This window comes from Sphaerisporangium melleum, from assembly GCF_014646695.1.
Classification (GTDB): Bacteria; Actinomycetota; Actinomycetes; order Streptosporangiales; family Streptosporangiaceae; genus Sphaerisporangium; species Sphaerisporangium melleum.
Genome location: NZ_BMNT01000009.1, coordinates 43826 through 63003, shown reverse-complemented (window position 1 = coordinate 63003; position 19178 = coordinate 43826). Strand labels below are relative to the sequence as shown.

Annotated in this window: 13 protein-coding genes; 8 read left to right on the top strand and 5 right to left on the bottom strand. The window is 71.3% G+C overall.

Annotated elements, in window-relative coordinates; translation table 11 throughout:
- Positions 1-300: 300 nt before the first annotated feature.
- From sucC to IEY93_RS09755, 3 genes are all read left to right on the top strand, one after another.
- On the top strand, positions 301-1479 hold the full coding sequence (sucC, locus tag IEY93_RS09765) for an ADP-forming succinate--CoA ligase subunit beta (protein ID WP_189162675.1): 1179 nt from the start codon (positions 301-303) through the stop codon (positions 1477-1479).
- Positions 1479-2372: a succinate--CoA ligase subunit alpha gene (sucD, locus tag IEY93_RS09760; RefSeq protein ID WP_189162674.1), complete on the top strand. Its 894-nt coding sequence runs from the start codon at positions 1479-1481 to the stop codon at positions 2370-2372. Before sucC ends, sucD begins: the two co-directional genes overlap by 1 nt.
- A 464-nt stretch (positions 2373-2836) precedes the next feature.
- Positions 2837-4672 carry a cell division protein PerM gene (locus IEY93_RS09755; protein WP_229691011.1) on the top strand — a complete coding sequence of 612 codons (1836 nt, stop codon included), beginning with the start codon at positions 2837-2839 and terminating at the stop codon, positions 4670-4672.
- 16 nt (positions 4673-4688) lie between these two features.
- Here IEY93_RS09755 and IEY93_RS09750 read toward each other — a convergent pair whose 3' ends face one another.
- Complete coding sequence (locus IEY93_RS09750) at positions 4689-5000, bottom strand: UBP-type zinc finger domain-containing protein (protein WP_189162673.1); 312 nt, start codon at positions 4998-5000, stop codon at positions 4689-4691.
- 113 nt (positions 5001-5113) lie between these two features.
- A complete protein-coding gene (locus IEY93_RS09745; protein ID WP_189162672.1) occupies positions 5114-5521 on the bottom strand; it encodes a hypothetical protein in 408 nt (135 codons plus the stop codon).
- An 80-nt stretch (positions 5522-5601) separates the two neighbouring features.
- On the opposite strand from IEY93_RS09745, the gene purN reads away from it, so the two are divergent.
- From purN to IEY93_RS09725, 4 genes are all read left to right on the top strand, one after another.
- Positions 5602-6282: a phosphoribosylglycinamide formyltransferase gene (gene purN / locus IEY93_RS09740; RefSeq protein WP_229691020.1), complete on the top strand. Its 681-nt coding sequence runs from the start codon at positions 5602-5604 to the stop codon at positions 6280-6282.
- Positions 6279-7826 carry a bifunctional phosphoribosylaminoimidazolecarboxamide formyltransferase/IMP cyclohydrolase gene (gene purH, locus IEY93_RS09735; protein ID WP_189162670.1) on the top strand — a complete coding sequence of 516 codons (1548 nt, stop codon included), beginning with the start codon at positions 6279-6281 and terminating at the stop codon, positions 7824-7826. Before purN ends, purH begins: the two co-directional genes overlap by 4 nt.
- Positions 7827-8044: 218 nt before the next feature.
- Positions 8045-8779 carry a DUF899 domain-containing protein gene (locus tag IEY93_RS09730; protein WP_189162669.1) on the top strand — a complete coding sequence of 245 codons (735 nt, stop codon included), beginning with the start codon at positions 8045-8047 and terminating at the stop codon, positions 8777-8779.
- A gap of 78 nt (positions 8780-8857) precedes the next feature.
- Positions 8858-9709 carry a bifunctional methylenetetrahydrofolate dehydrogenase/methenyltetrahydrofolate cyclohydrolase gene (locus IEY93_RS09725; RefSeq protein ID WP_189162668.1) on the top strand — a complete coding sequence of 284 codons (852 nt, stop codon included), beginning with the start codon at positions 8858-8860 and terminating at the stop codon, positions 9707-9709.
- A 51-nt stretch (positions 9710-9760) separates the two neighbouring features.
- On the opposite strand, the gene IEY93_RS09720 is transcribed toward IEY93_RS09725, so the two are convergent.
- Positions 9761-11116, bottom strand: a complete 1356-nt coding sequence (locus IEY93_RS09720; protein ID WP_189162667.1) for a mycothione reductase — start codon at positions 11114-11116, stop codon at positions 9761-9763.
- A gap of 329 nt (positions 11117-11445) precedes the next feature.
- Positions 11446-15546, bottom strand: a complete 4101-nt coding sequence (locus tag IEY93_RS09715; protein ID WP_203968545.1) for an Ig-like domain-containing protein — start codon at positions 15544-15546, stop codon at positions 11446-11448.
- A gap of 819 nt (positions 15547-16365) precedes the next feature.
- Here IEY93_RS09715 and IEY93_RS09710 point away from each other — a divergent pair.
- Positions 16366-17649: a glycosyltransferase 87 family protein gene (locus tag IEY93_RS09710; protein WP_189162665.1), complete on the top strand. Its 1284-nt coding sequence runs from the start codon at positions 16366-16368 to the stop codon at positions 17647-17649.
- A gap of 67 nt (positions 17650-17716) precedes the next feature.
- Here IEY93_RS09710 and IEY93_RS09705 read toward each other — a convergent pair whose 3' ends face one another.
- Positions 17717-19078, bottom strand: a complete 1362-nt coding sequence (locus tag IEY93_RS09705; protein WP_189162664.1) for a helix-turn-helix domain-containing protein — start codon at positions 19076-19078, stop codon at positions 17717-17719.
- Positions 19079-19178 lie beyond the last annotated feature (100 nt).

Below are 19178 nucleotides of genomic sequence, written 5' to 3'. Positions count from 1 at the left end.
CCGTCGTCGAGGGGTTCGGGCATTCTCGTGAGTCAAGATCACGGTGAAGTCACGACATATCGGAGATCGCCGGTAGGCGGTGCCGCACGGGACAGCAGGGAATTCGGCTCAACCTTGGGGCGAAGTGCGGCATCTCATGACCGGAAGGCCGATGGGAATGGCCCCCCGGCGAGCGCTCCGGGTGCCGGCGGCGGCTAGGCTTCATTGGCCAGGCTTCCGGCGGATCGTGGGTGCCCCGAAAGGTCTGGCTCCTCAACGTAGAGAAGAAGAAGACAGCCGGACAAGCAAGGACGGACCCTCGTGGACCTGTTCGAACATCAGGCGAAGGAGCTCTTCGCGGAGTATGGCATCCCGGTGCCGCGTGGCATCGTCGCGCACACCGTGGAGGAGGCACGCGCGGCAGCCGCTGAGCTGACCGGCCGTGTGGTGGTCAAGGCCCAGGTCAAGACCGGGGGCCGCGGCAAGGCGGGCGGCGTGAAGCTCGCGGCCGACGCCGCCGACGCCCAGCAGAAGGCCACCGAGATCCTCGGCATGGACATCAAGGGCCACACGGTCCACAAGGTGCTGGTCGAAGAGGCCAGCGCGATCGCCGAGGAGTACTACTTCTCCTTCCTGCTCGACCGCGCCAACCGCACCTTCCTCGCCATCTGCTCCGCCGCGGGCGGCATGGAGATCGAGGAGGTCGCCCACACCGCGCCGGAGAAGGTCGCGCAGATCCCGGTCTCCCCGCTGACCGGCGTCGACCGCGCGCGGGGCCGCGAGATCGCCCAGGCCGGTGGGCTGCCCGAGGCCGCGCTGGACGGCGCCGCCGACATCATCGAGAAGCTGTGGGCCGTGTTCGTCGACGAGGACGCCACGCTGGTCGAGGTCAACCCGATGATCCTGACCGCCGACGGCCAGGTCAAGGCGCTCGACGGCAAGGTCACGCTGGACGACAACGCCACCTTCCGCCAGCCCGAGCACGAGTCCTACGCCGACAAGGCCGCCGAGGACCCGCTGGAGGCCCGGGCCAAGGAGAAGGACCTCAACTACGTCAAGCTCGACGGCTCGGTCGGCATCATCGGCAACGGCGCGGGCCTGGTCATGTCGACCCTGGACGTCGTCGCCTACGCCGGTGAGGAGTTCGGCGGGCAGCGTCCGGCGAACTTCCTGGACATCGGCGGCGGCGCCTCGGCCGAGGTGATGGCCAACGGCCTGGAGATCGTGCTGTCCGACCCGAGCGTGAAGTCGGTGTTCGTCAACGTCTTCGGTGGCATCACCGCCTGCGACGCCGTGGCCAACGGCATCGTCTCGGCGTTCAAGCTGCTCTCCGACCGCGGTGAGGCGGTCACCCACCCGCTGGTCGTCCGCCTGGACGGCAACAACGCCACCCTCGGGCGGCAGATCCTCTCCGACGCCGGGCTGCCCCGCGTCGAACTCGTTGACACGATGGACGAAGCGGCCAAGCGCGCCGCCGAGCTCGCTGCGGTAGGTGCGTAATGGCTATCTGGCTGACCGAGAACAGCAAGATCATCGTTCAGGGCATCACGGGCTCCGAGGGGTCGAAGCACACCCGCCGGATGCTCAAGGCGGGTGCCAAGGTCGTCGGCGGCACCAACCCGCGCAAGGCGGGCACCAAGGTCGACTTCGACGGCGTCGAGCTGCCGGTCTTCGCGACCGTCGCCGAGGCCATGGCCGCCACCGGCGCCGACGTGACCGTCATCTTCGTGCCGCCGGCCGGCACCAAGGCGGCCGTCAAGGAGGCCATCGACGCCGAGATCCCGCTCGCCGTCGTGATCACCGAGGGCGTCCCGGTCCACGACTCCACCGAGTTCTGGGCGTACGCCATCGCCAAGGGCGCCAAGACCCGCATCATCGGGCCGAACTGCCCCGGCATCGCCTCGCCCGGCGCGTCCAACGCCGGCATCATCCCGGCCGACATCACCTCCAAGGGCCGCATCGGCCTGGTGAGCAAGTCGGGCACGCTGACCTACCAGCTCATGTACGAGCTGCGGGACATCGGCTTCTCCACGGCGGTGGGCATCGGCGGCGACCCGGTGATCGGCACGACGCACATCGACGCGCTGGAGGCCTTCCAGGCCGACCCCGAGACCGAGGCGATCGTGATGATCGGCGAGATCGGCGGGGACGCAGAGGAGCGCGCCGCGGCCTACATCGAGCAGCACGTGACCAAGCCGGTGGTGGCGTACGTGGCCGGGTTCACCGCCCCCGAGGGCAAGACCATGGGCCACGCCGGCGCCATCGTCAGCGGCTCCGCCGGCACCGCGCAGGCCAAGAAGGAAGCGCTGGAGAAGGTCGGCGTGCGGGTCGGCAAGACCCCCAGCGAGACCGCCCGCCTCATGCGCGAGGTCATGCGCTCCCGCACCGCCTGACCGCGACACCACGCACCAGCGAACGCCCGGCCCACCGGCCGGGCGTTCGTCATGTCCGCCCGCGTCGCCCCGGGCCCCGTCGTCCTCGGTCAGCCCGTCCACCGACCGTCGAAAACGCGCGGAGCAGGTGAGTGACCCCTGCCTCCTCGGTGCCGGTGCCGGTTCGGTCGATCTCCGCGCCTCTCGGTGTACGGCCCACGGCGATCGGCTGCGAAGGTCCGGCCCGGGAACGTCGGCGGCGGATGGCGAGGTGCCGTGAGGGGGGACGAACGGATGGGCCTGTGCGGGTGCTGGCCGGGTGGTGAGTGTGCGTTGTGTCGAGGGCTCGCTGGCTGGTGAGTCCGTGGAAGTGCGGGACGGATGGGAAGTAGGGCGCGGTTCGGCGGGCGGGGCGTGGACAAAGGGGGCGACACGCGGGGGCGGTAGGCACGTGGCGGGCGGAACTGCTGAGAACATCGAATACTGTGACGGCCCTTTTCGACCAGCTCCGGGCGGCCCCCCGCACCGTGCTCAGCCGCATCCCCGGCGCGGGGAGCGGCGGTGAGGACGACGAGGCGCGGCGTCCGCTGCCCGTCTCCGGGATGCTCGCCGCCGCCTGGACCCTCGGCGTCGGCCTCGCCGTCCTGACCACCCTCACCCTGATCGGGTGGATCGCCGCGCCGCGCGGCGCGTTCACCCAGGGGCTTCCGGGGGTGTTCCGGGTCGCCTGCGGGGTCTGGCTGGCCGCCCACCACGCGGGCTTCGCCATCCCCGGTGGCCGCGTCGGGCTGCTGCCGCTCGGCCTGACCGTGCTGCCCGCCGCCCTGCTGTACCGCGCGGCCCTGTGGATGGCGCGGGACGCCGACCTGCGGCTGCGGCTGCCGGCCCGGCTGCCGAAGGGCAGCACCAAGGACCTGGCCAAGGCCCGCCGCCGCGCCCAGCTCGTCCTGATCGCCCAGGCCGGCATCTCGCTGGCCGCGCCGTACGCCCTGCTGGCCGGGGCGGTCGCGCTCGCGGCCCAGAACGAGGTCACGCAGCCGTTCGTCGGCGAGGCGCTGCTCAGCCACCTGGTGCTGGCCTTCGCCGCCGGCTCGCTGGCCACCGCGCGGACGATCGGCCCGTGGCGCTCGATGCTGCGCCTGCTGCCCGAGCGGCCCCGCTCGGTCGTCGCCGGCACGGCCGTCGCGCTGTCGATCATGCTGGCGGCGGGGCTCGCGCTGGTGCTCGGCGCGGTCGTGGCGGACTTCGGGCAGATCCAGCAGCTGTCGGAGCTGCTCGCGCCGGGTTTCGTCGGCGGGGCGCTCCTGCTGCTGGTCGAGGTGCTCTACCTGTTCAACTTCGTCATCTGGGGCATGGCCTACATCAGCGGCCCCGGGTTCGCGCTCGGCGCCGGCACGCTGGTCGCGCCGACGGGCGTGCAGCTCGGCGCGGTGCCCGCCCTGCCGGTGCTGGGCGCCCTGCCCGACTCGGGTACGACGCCGCCGTGGCTCATGGGCGTGCTCGCGGTCCCGTTCATCGCCGGCGCGCTCGCCGGGGTCCTGGTGGCGCGCATCTCGCCGACCCCGCAGTTCGAGTCGGCGCCGCTGTGGGGGTTCGCCTGCGGCCTGGCCACCGGCCTGGTGGCGGGGCTGCTCGCGGCGCTCGCGGGCGGTCCGCTGGGCGGCGCCCGGCTGGCGGCCGTCGGCCCCTCGGCGTGGCAGGTCGCACTGTCGGTGACGCTGGAGGTCGGCGTCGCGGCCGGGATCTCGGCCGGGCTGACCAACTGGTGGCTGGTGTTCCACGACGCGCGTGTGCGGGTGCGGCCGGTCCGCAGAGCGGGGGAGGCGCTGGTCAAGGCGGCCGGCAAGGCCAAGCTGGCCGCGCCGGTGGTCGCCGCCGAGCTGCCCGGCCACTGGATGGACGCCACCGAGGACGACACCCAGCCCATCCCGGTGATCAGGGCCGACTGGGCCGACGAGCACGCGTCGGCGGGCGTCGAGACCTTCGGCCCGCCGCCGAAGGCGGGCAAGGGCGGGATCACCGCCAGGCGGGGACGCGCCGGCGGCATGGGCGCGGCCGGTAAGGGCGTCTCAACCCCGAAGAACACGAAGAACACGAAGAACGTCAAGAACACGAAGGACCCGCGGGGCACGGAAGGCGCGGAGGGCGCGGCAGGCGCAAAAGCCGCCAAGGACGCGGAGGACACCGCCGCCGGCGCCCGTCGCGTCCGCCCGGGCCGCGACGCGCCGCGTCCGCCCCGCCGCGACATCGTGGACGAGTCCGACGACCGCGGCGGTCACGTCATCTACGTGGACCCCTACGCCTGGGACCGCGACAACTGACCGCGGCGGCCGGCGGTCAGAGGCGGTAGCGCGTGGGGTGGGCCCGCTCGCCCTTGCCGCTGGGCGAGGGCTCGAAGAGCACCTCGTCGGAGTAGCACCAGGCCCAGTCTTCGCCGGGCTCGAACGACTCGGCGATCGCGTGGCCGGTGGTCCCGTAGTGCGCGCTGGCGTGCCGGCTCGGCGAGGAGTCGCAGCAGCCGACGTGGCCGCAGGTCAGGCAGGTGCGCAGGTGGACCCAGCGTCCGCCGGTGGCCAGGCACTCCTCGCAGCCGTCCTGCGGGGTGGGCTCGATGTCGTTGACGGTGCTGAGATGGTCGCAGGTGCTCACAGTTCTCCTCGATGATCGAGAGGACCCGACGTCCCCGTACCCGGTCCGCGGACCGGGTGTGCGTGTGACATCTCACAATATGAGAGGTCCGAAATCGGCGGGCACCCGCCGGGTCACGGCGGGAAGGGGATCTTGACGCTGCCCGCCGGCATGAAGGGGAGGCGGTGCTGGATGGCGCGTTCTAGCTGTCCCACGCACGCCTGCTGTGAGGTCGAGGTGCCCGCACCCTTCATGCACTCGGCGTAACCGCCCAGCTCTCCGCTGAAGTACGTCTGCACCCACAGCACCATGCCGGCCAGGCACAGCGACGCGAGCGAGACCAGCAGGCCGATGACGGGCAGCGCGATCGAGCGCTGCCGCGCCGACAGTGCCCGCCACGCCCGGACGCACGCGGCGACCGCGAAGACGCCGAGGGCCAGGCCGAGCACCGGCACCAGGAAGGTGAGCGCCAGCGCGCCGATGGACAGCAGCAACGCCCGGCGTCCGATCTCACCGCCGGATGTCGTTGCGGGTGGTTGCACCTGACCTCCTCTGCGTCGTGGAGCGGGCGGGCCGATACGCTGACGCAGTATCGTCAACGTCGCCCCGAAGGAGTGCAGCCCTGTCGGCTCGGCTCGTGGTCCTCGTCTCCGGTTCCGGGACCAACCTACAGGCCCTCATGGACGCCGCCGCTGATGACGCATACGGGGCCCGTATCGTCGCGGTGGGCGCCGATCGCGACGGCATCGAAGGGCTGGCCCGCGCCCGGCGCGCCGGGCTTCCCACGTTCGTCGCCAAAGTGGGCGACCACCCCGCCCGGTCCGGGTGGGATCACGCGCTGTGCGCGGCCATCGCGGACCACCGGCCCGATCTCGTGGTCTCGGCCGGTTTCATGAAGATCCTCGGCCCCGAGGTGCTCGGCGCGTTCACGGTGGTGAACACCCATCCGGCCCTGCTGCCCGCGTTCCCCGGCGCGCACGCCGTCCCCGACGCCCTCGCGTACGGCGTCCGGGTGACCGGCTGCACCGTCCATCTGGTCGACGCGGGAGTGGACACCGGCCCGGTGATCGCGCAGGAGGCCGTGCCCGTGTACGAGGCGGACGACGAGGGCGCGCTGCACGAGCGCATCAAGACCGTCGAGCGCCGCCTGCTCGTGGAGGTCGTGGGCCGCATGGCCAGGGAGGGCTGGACGGTGACCGGCCGTCACGTGCGCCTCGGCGCCGCAGAACGTTCGAGCCAGTCGCAACCTCCGGGCGGCGCCGGAACGCCGGACCGCCTGGACACAGGGAGGAGCACGAAGTGACCCGCATCGCCATCCGGCGCGCGCTGATCACGGTTTATGACAAGTCCGGGCTGGAGGAGCTGGCCCGGGCGCTGGACGCCGCGGGCGTCGAGATCGTGTCCACGGGGGGCACCGCCTCGAAGATCGCCTCGTTCGGCGTGCCGGTCACTCCGGTGGAGTCGCTGACCGGCTTCCCCGAGTGCCTGGGCGGCCGGGTCAAGACCCTGCACCCGCGGGTGCACGCCGGCCTGCTGGCCGACGGCGCCAACCCCTCCCACGTCAAGCAGCTCGAAGAGCTGGAGATCGAGCCGTTCCAGCTCGTCGTGGTCAACCTGTACCCCTTCCAGCAGACGGTCGCCTCGGGCGCCTCGCCGGAGGAGTGCGTGGAGCAGATCGACATCGGCGGCCCGGCGATGATCCGCGGGGCGGCCAAGAACCACGGCACGGTGTCGGTGGTCACCGACCCGCGGCGTTACGGCGACGTGCTGCGCGCCATCGAGGAGGGCGGCTTCACCGAGCCCGAGCGCCGCCGCCTCGCCGCCGTGGCCTACGCGCACACCGCGGCGTACGACACAGCGGTGGCCTCGTGGTTCGCCAGTGCCTACGCCCCCGAGGAGGACACCGCCTGGCCGTCCTTCATGGGCGCGGCCTGGCAGCGCCGGGCCGTGCTGAGGTACGGCGAGAACCCCCACCAGGGGGCCGCGCTCTACTCCGGCGGGCACGACGGCCTGGCGAACGCCGAGCAGTTGCACGGCAAGGAGATGTCGTACAACAACTACGTGGACGCCGACGCCGCCTGGCGTGCCGCCTGGGACTTCGCCGAGCCGGCCGTGGCGATCATCAAGCACGCCAACCCGTGCGGCCTCGCCGTCGGCGCCGACGTGGCCGAGGCGCACCGCAAGGCGCACGCCTGCGACCCGGTGTCGGCGTACGGCGGGGTGATCGCGGTGAACGGCGAGGTGACCGAGGAGCTCGCCGAGCAGATCGCGCCGATCTTCACCGAGGTCGTGGTCGCGCCGTCGTTCAGCGACGCCGCGCTGGCCGTGCTGACCAGGAAGAAGAACCTCCGGCTGCTGCGCTGCCCGGCCGGGCCGGCGAACCCTGCCGAGTTCCGCCGCATCGACGGCGGCCTGCTCGTGCAGACCGTCGACCGGGTGGACGCCCCCGGCGACGACCCCGCCACCTGGGAGCTGAAGACCGGCCCGGCGGCCTCGCCCGAGGTGCTCGCCGACCTGGCGTTCGCCTGGAAGGCCTGCCGTTCGGTCAAGTCCAACGCCATCCTGCTCGCCGCGGACGGCGCGACCGTCGGCGTCGGCATGGGGCAGGTCAACCGGGTCGACTCCGCGCGCCTGGCGGTGTCGCGGGCCGGTGACCGCGCCGAGGGGTCGGTGGCGGCCTCCGACGCGTTCTTCCCGTTCGCCGACGGGCTCCAGGTGCTCATCGACGCCGGGGTGAAGGCCGTGGTCGAGCCCGGAGGCTCCGTCCGGGACGAGGAGGTCATCGAGGCCGCCGCCAAGGCCGGCATCTCGCTGTACTTCACCGGCACCCGGCACTTCTTCCACTGATCGCCACTGATCGCGTGGGGCGGCCCGGCGAGCGCGCCGGGCCGCGACCACACCACCACCCCTGACGCACCCCTATCGGGGCGACCGCCGGGCACGCCCGGTCTACCGTGGACACGGGTCCGGCGACGCCGGGCCCCCGCCCGTACCGCGCCCCGCGAGGTGGCACGGGAGCGCGGCGGCGCTGGGCAAGGGCAGTCGTCGCATCTCAGGGAGGACCCGTGGAGACACCCGCGATCGTGTCGCGCGAGGAGTGGCTGAAGGCTCGCACAGAGCTGCTGGACAAGGAGAAGGAGCTCACCCGGGCCCGGGACGCGCTGAGCGCCGAGCGCCGCGCGTTACCCATGGTCGAGATCACCAAGCCGTACGTCTTCCACGGCCCGGGCGGCGAGGCCGGCCTGGCCGATCTGTTCGAGGGACGGCGCCAGCTGATCGTCTACCACTTCATGTGGGTGCGCGAGTCCGACGAGGGCTGCACGAGCTGCTCGTTCCTGGTGGACCACGTCGGCGACCTGCGCCACCTGAACGACTCCGAGACCACCCTGGCACTGGTGTCCCGGGCGCCGCTTCCCTCCATCGAGCGGTTCCGGCGCCGCATGGGCTGGCAGGTGCCGTGGTACTCCTCCGATGGCGGTGACTTCAACTACGACTTCCACGCCAGCAACGACGAGGCCGTCGCCCCGGTCGAGTACAACTACATGGACAAGGCGACCCTGGAGGCCAAGGGCCTGCACTTCTTCGCGCAGAACGGGCAGGACGGGCACGGCCTGAGCGTGTTCCTGCGGGACGGCGACCGGGTCTTCCACACGTACTCGACCTACGGCCGCGGCCCGGAGGTCCTGCTCGGCACCTACAACTACCTCGACTTCACCCCGCTCGGCCGGCAGCGGCACGTCAGCCAGTTCCCGCACCACGACCGCTACGGCGACACCGGCGCGGGCGCCTGCTGCCACTGACGTTCACCGGGGCAGGGCAGGGACGCGCGGCACCCTCATTGCCCTGCCCGGCGGGGTGGCGTGGGAGGATGGCGAGTTGTGAGCGCGCAGATTCTCGACGGCAAAGCGACGGCGGCGAAGATCAAGGCCGACCTGAAGGAACGGGTGACCCGGCTGGCGGCCCAGGGGGTCACCCCCGGCCTGGGCACGATCCTGGTCGGCGACGATCCGGGCAGCCAGATCTACGTCGCGGGCAAGCACCGCGACTGCGCCGAGGTCGGCATCGCCTCGATCCGCCGCGACCTCCCCGAGACGGCCACCCAGGCCGAGGTGGAGGCGGCGATCGACGAGCTGAACGCCGACCCCGCCTGCACCGGCTACATCGTGCAGCTCCCGCTGCCCCGCCACCTGGACGCCCAGGCGCTGATCGAGCGCATGGACCCTGCCAAGGACGCCGACGGCCTGCACCCGGTCAACCTCGGCCGGCTCGTCCACATGGTGGACGCCCCGCTGCCCTGCACGCCGCGCGGCATCGTGGTGCTGCTGCAGGAGTACGGCGTGCCGATCAAGGGGGCCGATGTCACGATCATCGGCCGTGGCATCACCGTGGGCCGTCCGCTCGGCCTGCTGCTGACCCGCCGCACCGAGAACGCCACCGTGACGCTGTGCCACACCGGCACCCAGAACCTCGCGGCGCGGGTGCGGGAGGCCGACATCGTCGTGGCCGCCGCGGGCGTGCCCGGCCTGATCACCGGTGACATGGTCAAGCCCGGCGCGGCCGTGCTGGACGTCGGCGTCTCCCGGGTGGACGGCAAGCTCGCCGGGGACGTCGCGGCGGACGTCCGCGAGGTGGCCGGCTTCGTGGCGCCCAACCCCGGCGGCGTCGGCCCGATGACCCGAGCGATGCTCCTCACCAACGTCGTGGAGGCCGCCGAGCACCAGGCCCGCTGAGCCCTGCCGGGATGAACGCCGGTCCCGCTCCCGGCTTCGGGCCGGGGCGGGTCACAGGGCCAGGAGGGCCTGTTCGACGACCTCGGTGGCCGCGGGGTGGATGTACAGCACGTCCCGCGCGATCTGGTCCACGGTCTGCCCGAGCGTCATCGCCTGGATCAGCGGCTGGATGAGCGTGCCGGCCTGGGGGCCGATGATGTGCGCGCCGAGGAGCGTGCGCTCGGCCGGGTCCGCGAGGATCTTGACGAAGCTGGTGGTGTCCTCCAGCGCCCACCCGTACGCGGCGTCGGCGTAGTCGCGGACGCTCACCAGGTAGGGGATGCCGCCGGCGCGGGCGTCCTGCTCGGTCAGCCCGATGGAGGCGATCTGCGGGTCGGTGAAGACCGCGTGCGGCGCGATCGTGGTGCGCAGGTTCCGTACGTCGTCCGGGTGCAGCATGTTGTGCCGCATGACCCGCACTTCGGCGTTGGCCATGTGCTTGAGCTGGTAGTGGTTGGCCACGTCGCCGACCGCCCAGACGCCGGGCACCGAGGTGCGGCACGCGCCGTCGATCCGGATGTGGCCGTGCTCGTCGAGGTCGAGCCCGCCGGCGGCGCAGTCCAGCCGGTCGGTGTTGGGCCGGCGGCCGACCGACACCAGCAGCGCGGCGGCGGATACGACCTGCTCGCCGCCGGGGCCGGTCAGGTGGACGGCGACCCCGTCGGCGTGCCGCGTCACCGAGGTGGCGGTGGAGTTCAGCAGGACGCGGTGCCGGTCCGCGGCGAGTTCGGTGAACCGGGCCGACACCTGCTCGTCTTCGGCGGTCAGCAGCCGCGGACCGCGGTGCACGATGGTGATCTCCGAGCCGAGGGCGCCGAAGATGTGGCTGAACTCCGCGGCGATGAACCCGCCGCCGATGATGACCATCGAGGCCGGCACCTCGTCGATCCGCATGATCGTGTCCGAGGTGTGGTGCGGGACGGTGTCCAGCCCGGCGATGTCCGGGACGACCGGCCGCGACCCGACCGCGACCAAGATCGTGTCCGCGCTGATCCGCTCGGAGCCGACCTGGAGCACCTTCGGCGCGACGAAGCGGGCCTCCTCGGTGTACACGTCGACGCCGTGCCGGCGGCGGTACTGCAGCGCGCTGTCGTGCAGCGGGTCGATGCGGTCGAACACCCGGTCGCGGATGGCCTTCCAGTCGATGTTCTCGACCGTGGCGTTGACGCCGAGCCGGGCCGCCGCGCGGGCGCCGGTGGCCGCGTCGGCGGCGGCGACCAGCATCTTGGTCGGGATGCAGCCGCGGTTGAGGCAGGTCCCGCCGAACCGGTCCGGCTCGACGACGGCGGTGCGCAGGTGCGCGAGCTCGTCGTTCAGCAGCATGTTGCCGCTGCCCGCCCCCAGGACCACAAGGTCGTAGTGCCGCACGTCCGTCTCCGTTTCCGCTTCGCCGACCGGTGCCGTCGGCCGGCTCGCCAGTACTTCCCCCTTGGCGGGCCGCCGGCGATGCCGTTCGCTGCCGTGGTCATGCCGGTCCGGCGTCGAAGGACCCGATGCCGTCGCGGTGGGCGGACCCCGAGGCCGGGATCCCGCCTACGACTATGGGTCATGCACGGACCGCATGGCAGCCATAGATGTGGATTTACGGAGACTACGGTATTTCGTCAGGGGCACCCCGCGAACTCCTGGTCCGGCAGGCACAGCGGAAGGGCCCCCGTTTCCGAGGGCCCTTCCGGGGCGGTGCCGGAACCGCCGGCTCAGCTCTTCTTGATGAGCGTCACACTGACCGACCTGCTCGCGGTCTGACCGGTCGCGTTCGTGAACGTGATCGTGACGGTGACCGGGAGCCTGCCCTGCTTGATCAGTGTCTGGCGGTACGCGGGCGCGACCGTCACGGTCAGCCTCACGGCGGTCCCGTCGCGCACCTGGCAGGTGGCCGTGGTCACCTTGTCACCTGACAGGGTGACCGTGCCGGCGGAGTTCACCGTGGCGGTGATCGTGGCCGTGCCCGTGTGGGCGTCGGTCTCCACCTTGCCGATCTCCGCCGCCGGCGGCGGGGTGACCGGGACGACGGCGTAGGTCACCGGCTTGGACCGCGTCACGTGACCGGAGGAGTCGGCCACCAGCGCCTGGAAGGTGACGTGCCTGCCCGCGAGCTTCGACGTCGGTGTCCAGGTGAGCCGGTACGGCGAGGTGGTCGTGGTGCCCGCCTTCTCACCGTTGACGAGCAGGGTCGCCGACCGGACGGCGAAGTCGTCGGTGGCCCGGATCAGCGGACTCACCGGCGAGCCGACCTGGAGCTCCGTACCACGCCCCGGGTCGGCCACTTCGGCCGTCGGCGCCTGGTCGGCGACGCGTCCCACACCGGCCGGCACCTCCCGGGGCGGTGACCGGTGCGGACCGGTGACCACGACCGAGGGCGCGCCCGTGGCGTCGGGACCGGAGACGGCCGCGGCCGCCGCCTGGGCGCCGCCCGTGCCGAAGTAGGTGCCTGAGACGGTGAAGGGGGCGCCTTCGCGTACGCCGGTGTTGCCGCCGTTGGCGTTGGACACCGCGAGCCCGTTCCCGGTGAGGACGTCACCCGAGGCGGTGAGCGCGCCGGCCGTCTCGGTGCCGGCGTCGGTCAGCAGGATGCCGTACGACCGCGACGGCTCGGGAGTGTAGAGGTTCCCGGTGATCCGGCTGCTGTTCACGAAGCCGGTCACCCCGCTGGTGTACGTGACGCCGGCCTGCGGGTACAGGCCGTTCGGCGTGCCGGTGACGACCGAGCCGGTCACATAGCCGTGGTACCGGATGCCGGTCCGGACGGTGTTGTCCGGGCTGCCGTCCTTGCCGCGGGCCCCGTCGAACAGGATGCCCCCCGACTGGTAGCCGCTGATCACGCTGCCGGCGACGGTGAGCTCGCTCTCCACCGTGCCGGAGCCCGCCCCCTGGATCACGCCGGTCTTGACCACGCCCCAGCCGTGCGGGTGTTCGGCCAGTTCCTGCGCGTCGGCCGCGACCTTCAGCGGGCCGACGACGCTGTTCGCGACGCGTCCGGCCGCGCCGAAGTACGCGATGCCCGCTTCGGCCCAGACCTTGCCGGAGGTCACCGTCACGCCCGAGATGTCGACGAACAGCTCGTTGGTGTCGGTCGAGCCGAGCGACTGCCGGGACACCGTGATCACGTTGCCGCCGCCGTCCCGCAGGTACGGCTGGTCGCCCGCCAGCGTCGTCAGCGACTGGTCCGGCTCGATGAGCACCTTGTCCGCCCCCGCACCCTTGATCTTCAGGGGCTTGTTGATGGTCAGGCCGTTCCGCGCGCCGGTCTGGACGGGGCTCGCGGTGCTGTGCACCGGGGTCGACGACTCCTGGTAGACGCCCTCGCACACCACGATCGTGTCCCAGGGCGCCGCATGGTCGACGGCCGGCTGGATCGCGGTGAACTGGGCGTTCGGGCACTGCTTCCGGTCGTCGTCGACGGTCCAGGTGGTGTTGCCCTGCGGGTCGGCGACCACGTCGTTGAGCCGGACGTTGCCCGGAGTGTTGTCGTAGGCGGCGAGGTAGGCCGCCGGATCCGGGCCGCCGAGGGCCGACCGGCCGAAGCCCGCGCCGTTCGCCTTGTCGCCGTCCGACAGCAGCCTCGCCCCGGCCTCGTTCTCCTGGAAGCGCACGTCGGCCAGCTGGATCGAGCCGGACTTCGGCAGGTCACCTCCGCCGAAGCGGAACTCCAGCTTCGCCAGCGAGCCGACGTCCACGCCCTGTGCCGCGAACTCACCGAGCGGGACGCGGATCTGGTCCAGCACGATGTGGGTGTTCGGGGTGTTCGTCCCGGTCGACATGTGCAGGGCGTTGCCCCAGCGCGGGTCCCCGGCATCGACGGTGCCCTCGTGGTCGGCCGTGTCGCTCAGCGCGATCACGAAATGCTGGGTCGTCGAGGCCGGGTCGTACGACGTCGGCCCCTCGTTCGGCCACACCGGGCTCGCCGGGGTGCCGTTCACCGTGGTGTCCCTGGTGTTGTCGCCGCGCCGGTCGGCGCCCGGGTTGCGGGTGTCGAAGAAGTTGACGGCGGCGTTCAGGGCCAGCGCCTTGAGGCCGCGCATGTTCTTCGACGCGGCCGGGATCTGGGCGCTGAGCGTGGCGGCCGACCCCTGGTCCCAGGCGAGCGTGAGCTGACGGCCGTAGGAGTGGTTGATCGGGCTGTTCTCCCGGGTGGCGTTCTGCCCGCCGAGCGCGGTCGCCGCGGGCAGCGGGCAGGGCTTGGCGGCGGCCGGCAGCCCGGTCTTGCCGAGCTGCGACGGCGCGAAGTCCTGGGGCTCGGGGTTGCACCAGTCGTACCCGCCCGCGGTCGCGGCCGGCTTGACCGGGACCCCGGCGGCCTGGGCGTACGGGTCGGCGAAACCGCTGCCGGTCAGCGAGCCGCCGAGGGCGTTCAGCGTGAGCGGGTTCTGCACCTCGGGACGGATCACGTCGACCCGCTCCTGCGGCGCGGCGAAGTAGGCCGTGTTGACCCGCTCGTCGCACGGGATGGCCGTGCCGGACGGGCTGGTGGGGCAGGCCGCCGGCGGGACCTGCAGCCTGGTCGGGGTGCTCGCGAGCTCGCCGGTCATGTACGGCTGGAACGCGCCCTCGCCGCCGATGTAACGGCGGAAGAAGGCGGCCATCGTGGCCAGCCCGAGCTTCTCCTGGTCGCCCATGCGCGCCGCGTCACCCGAGATCTTGGTGTTCACGGCCGGGTTGAGCTGGTCGGAGTTGTCGATCGCGTAGTTCCGGTCCGGGTCGGTGTAGCTCGCCGCGCCGCTGAGCCGCAGGTTGTGCGGGTGGATGTTGGTGGTCGCGAACGGCGCGGAGTTCCCGCACGCCGCGTCGTTGTTGCCCTGGCCGTCCGCGCCGCCGTCGGCGTACCAGACGGTGTTGTACCAGTTGTGGATCGCGCCCAGGTGCTCCACCTGGATCCGCGGGAACGGGTCGCCGGGGTTGACGTACTGGCTGCGCTCGAACAGCCGCGCGCCCTGCAGGTTGGAGACGTCGCCGTCGCACATCGGCAGGATCGACATGTACGGCATGCCGTACGGGGCCTTGCGTTCGTAGTCCACCGGCGCCAGCGAGATGACACCGCGGAGCGGGTAACGCGGGCCATCAGTGCGGATGCGGTTGTAGTCGATGAAGTTCGTGACCGCGTCGCCGCCCCGCGAGTGCCCCATCAGGCCGATGCGGGTCAGGTCGAGGTGGCCGGAGAGCGTGGTGCCGATGGTCGTGTGCTCGTCGGCGGGCAGGCCCTTGGCCCGGTTCGCCGCGCTGATCGCGTCGAGGGTGGCGGCGATGAGCATGCGCCGGTTGTGCATGCCCTTGCCCTTGGCGTTGTCCTGCCGCATCATCAGCTGGTCCTGGGAGACGGAGAACGTCGTGTATCCCCAGGTCGCGAGGTTCTCCGCCAGGTAGGCGTAGCCGCTCTCGTTGTGCTTGAACTGCGCGCAGGTCAGGCGCGGGCCGTCCTGGCCGGTGTCGCAGGAGCCGTGGTTGCCGTGCACGAGGATGATCAGTGGTGAGGGTTTGGTGCGCCGGGTCCAGTCCGGCATGGAGAGCTGACCGCGAATCTCGACCTGCTCCGGCGCCTGCGCCGTCCCGGCCGTCGGGGCGGCTCCGTCGGAGTTCGGTTCCTGGATGGTCGCCAGGCCGAATTTGGCCTCCTGGATGACCTGCTGTCCGAACGGTCCGCGGGCCGTCGGGTCGGGCAGATCGGCCGAGGTCACCGCAGAGGGCGCCGTCGTGGTGGTCGTGGTGGCCGGAGTCGTCGTGGCGGCCGTGGCCGGGGCTGCCGTGGCCAGTGCGGTCAGTGTCACCGGGACCGCCAAGGAGGCGATCACCCGGAGAAGCACGCGAGCGCTTCCCCGTGTTGCTGCTTTCACAAGCTCTCCCAGAAGGAGTGGAGAAGTATTGCAATCGCGAACGCTAGCCAGCAAAGATTTCTTAGGAGTTTCTTAATGGAAGCGTCTTGTCCAGTGAGATGTTGTGCGTACGTGCCGCCTTGGCCGGGGGCCCAAAAGAGGCCGTCCGGCGGTCCGGCCGAAAGCCGCTCCTGGCCGGTGCGCAGGCACGATCGGGCTGGACCGCCGCGTGGGGAACCCTGGCCCACGGAAGATCAACGCGAGGCGTGCGCGCCTGTGTTCGCAGGTCGGAGCGGGTTTGCAATAAATGCTTGCTGGTGTCAGGAATTGCTCGGCGCGCGGATTCCTAACGCTGAATAAATGCACCCGAAACAATTCGGGCGTACGTTGACGTGAGTGCGGGTTTGAATGGCCCGTGGAATGCCCGGCGGTTCGGCCCGCGGATTTCCGCCGCGAAATCGTCCGCCGTCCACGGCCGCGTGCGTCGCGGAACGCCGCCGGCGACTGGGACGGTTGCGCCCGTACGGCGGCCGCGCCGGGCAGGTCGGCGAGGCGGGCGCCCCGATGACCGCCCCGCCCGGTTCGGCCGGCGCCTCGACGGCGACCCGAGGAGCCTCGGGGCCGCACTGCCGTGCCACCCGGCTGCTGCGGCCCCTCATGGTGCGGGCGGCACGACAAGCTTCGGACAAGCCGGCGTGGTTAGCGTGCACCGTAGCCAAGTCGGGAGTTGCTATGTCTTCTTCAGTGGCAGCCGGTCCGCGAATTCGTCCGGGCAGAAGAGAAGGCGGCTCTTTCCAGATCGCGTGCGGAGTGCTGATCGCGCTGGGCGGCGCACTGGCGGCCTTCGGCTTCAACGCGATCTACGCGAAGGGCTGGATCGATCTGGAGGTCTACCGGGAAGGCGGAGCCGCCGTCCTGCGGGGCACCCCGGTCTATGACCTGGTCGTAGGTGACAAATCGCTCCAGTTCACCTACTCGCCGTTCGCGGCGTTACTGTTCACGCCGCTCGCCCTGGTCGGCATGGAGGTCGCCGCCGGCCTCTGGGTGCTGATCTCCATCCTCGCCCTTGAGGCGGTGGCATGGATTCTCGTCGGCCGTACCGCGGTGCGGCACCGTGGCCGCCGGGCGACTCTCGCGTTGCTGGTCGTCGTCGCGGCACTTCCCTTGTACCCGGTGACGCTGACGCTGTGGAACGGGCAGATCGGCATCGTCCTGCTCCTGGCGGTCGTCGTGGATCTGACGCGCGGCAAAGGTAAGTGGAGCGGCGTGGTGACCGGCATCGTCGCCGGCATCAAACTCACCCCTTTGATCTTCATCCCCTATCTGCTGCTCACGCGTCGATTCCGGGCCGCACTGCTGGCCGGCCTGGGTTTCCTCGGCACCGTGGGCCTGGGATTCCTGCTGCTGCCGGCCGATTCGCGCGCGTACTGGAGTGGTGCATTCCTCGACGCGCAACGGGTGGTCGGGCAGGACGCGGATTTCTGGAATCAGTCGCTTCGCGGCATGCTCGCGCTCATGCCCGGCACCTGGCCCACCGTGCCTGCCTGGCTCGCCCTGTGCGCGGTGGTGGGCACGGGTGGCCTCCTGGTCGCCGCACGGACCACGGAGAAGGCGGGCGAGCTCGCCGGGATCACCGTCTGCGCCATCGTGGGGCTGCTCGTGTCACCCGTGTCCTGGCCGCACCACTGGGTCTGGTGCGTACCGCTCCTGGTGCTCTGGGCCCAGCGCGCCCATCGCGTGAACGCCACGCTGGAGAAGGTGGGCGTAGGGTTCCTGTGGCTCGTCTTCCTGCTGCCGGGATATGTCACCCTGGCGACATTCCTCTGGTACCCATCCCGCGCCGGAATGTGGCTGATCTTGCTGACAGGGAGCTATGTCCTCGTCGGATTGTCGACCTTGCCGGCGCTCGCCGTGCACTTCGGCCGGAGCGAGTGGCGGCAGGTCTGGCGCGGCCGCGCGACGACCGTCCACCCGCTGCCGTTCCGGGACGGCCGCCGGGCATGGCGATCCGCTTCCGTCCGTGACGGGTGGTCGCGGGTGACGACCTTCGCCCGCGACCGGCACGGAGACCGCACGCCCGCGTCGTCACCGTGACCGGCCGCCGGGCCGCCCGGTCGCTTCCCGGCCGGGCTTCCTGACGCCTCTGCGGAGCGTGTGAGCTTCAATTACTGCTGACCACGACCCGGTAGTCGCCGAGGGCGGGAAGGGCGGCGCGCTTCTCCATCGGAACGGCGCCGAGCACCAGCCCGGCGGTGTGCAGGATCATCTGCGAGCGGTAGCCGGGGGCGAGCCCGGCGACGATCTGAGTGGTGAGGCGCAGGGCTTCGTTGTGGCCGCCCTGCTTGGCGGTGCTGATCGCTTCGTGCAGCCGCACACTGGTGCTGGTCTGGTAGGCGAAAGAGGTCGCGAGGACCTGGTCGCGGGCCTCGCGACCGGCCTCGGCCGTACCGACGTGCGAGTGCACCCAGGAGGCGGTCAACCAGACCTCCTCCGTCCGCCACCCGTACTTCTCGCCCAGCACCTCGCGACCGGCCAGCTCCTGCAGATGGCGAAGGCGACCTTGCGCCTCCTCCCCCCTGCCGAGCAGCGACAGCACCTGAGCCTCGGCGGCCACGGCCTTCATCAGACCGGAGGTGACCCGGCCTCCGGCGAGCGCTTGGGCATTGCGGGCCAGCGTGAGCGCGGTCTCGGGGGCGCGGGCGCCGAACAGGCCGAACACGGCCTCGGTGCCTCGGGTCCAGACTCCGAGGTCTATGTCGCCGGAGGCGTCGGCCGCGTGGTGGGCCAAGGTCCACCAGCGGCGGGAGGCGCCGTACTCGCCGAGGCGGGTGAGCAGGTTGGCGTGCAGGGCGGACATCCAGGCCGCCGCTCGCTGGAGTTCGGTGACCTGCCCGGTGGTCTCGCGGGCGATCGCGTGGTTCAGCGCCGTGAGGTCGAGGACGAGATCGTCGCGCACGCTGACAGGCGGCCGGGTGAGCACGGCGTGCAGGTAATCGGCGCAGGTCAGGTGCCAGTCTTCGGCGGTGCGGGAGTCGGCCGCCTTCATGACGCGTTCGAACATCTGACGGGCGGGCTCTCCCGCGCCGAAGAGGGGACTTTGGGCGAGGACGCCCAGGCCGGCCAACTGGAATAGGTGTCGTCGTTCCATATCGTCTCCCTGGGGGAGTATGCCGCCGCTGCCGTTCTCACGGTAACCGGAAATAGTCAGATTTGTCGCGGTGGCGAGTTCGTCCAGGGTGGTATTTCCGAGGCGTTGTACCAGGGGCCACAGGGTTTTCAACTGCCCATCGGCGCACAGCGCGTCGTCGATCGCCTGGACGCGTCCGCCCGAATCCGGCAGGCATCGACCTCGCTCGATGGCGCCGAGCATGCTGGGCGAATAGCCGGTCTTGGCGGCGAGTTGAGCGACGGTGAGCGGTTTGCCGACCCGTCGCTCGTACGAATCGCGGAGATCGCGAACCAACGACCCGAAATAGTGCGCCATCGACTTGTACCGGTCGATGCTCTTGCGTGGTGCGGGCATGTCGTAATCACCTCCGGGGGGAGCCGGAATCACTAGTCGATCACCGAAGGTGATCGGCCCTTGCTCCGGTCACGGACGGGCAACCAGCCTGGTGGTAACT

Excerpts from the sequence above, each read along its gene's own strand:
- sucD (WP_189162674.1), top strand. The coding sequence starts at position 1,479 with ATGGCTATCTGGCTGACCGAGAACAGCAAGATCATCGTTCAGGGCATC.
- IEY93_RS09705 (WP_189162664.1), bottom strand. The coding sequence starts at position 19,078 with ATGCCCGCACCACGCAAGAGCATCGACCGGTACAAGTCGATGGCGCAC.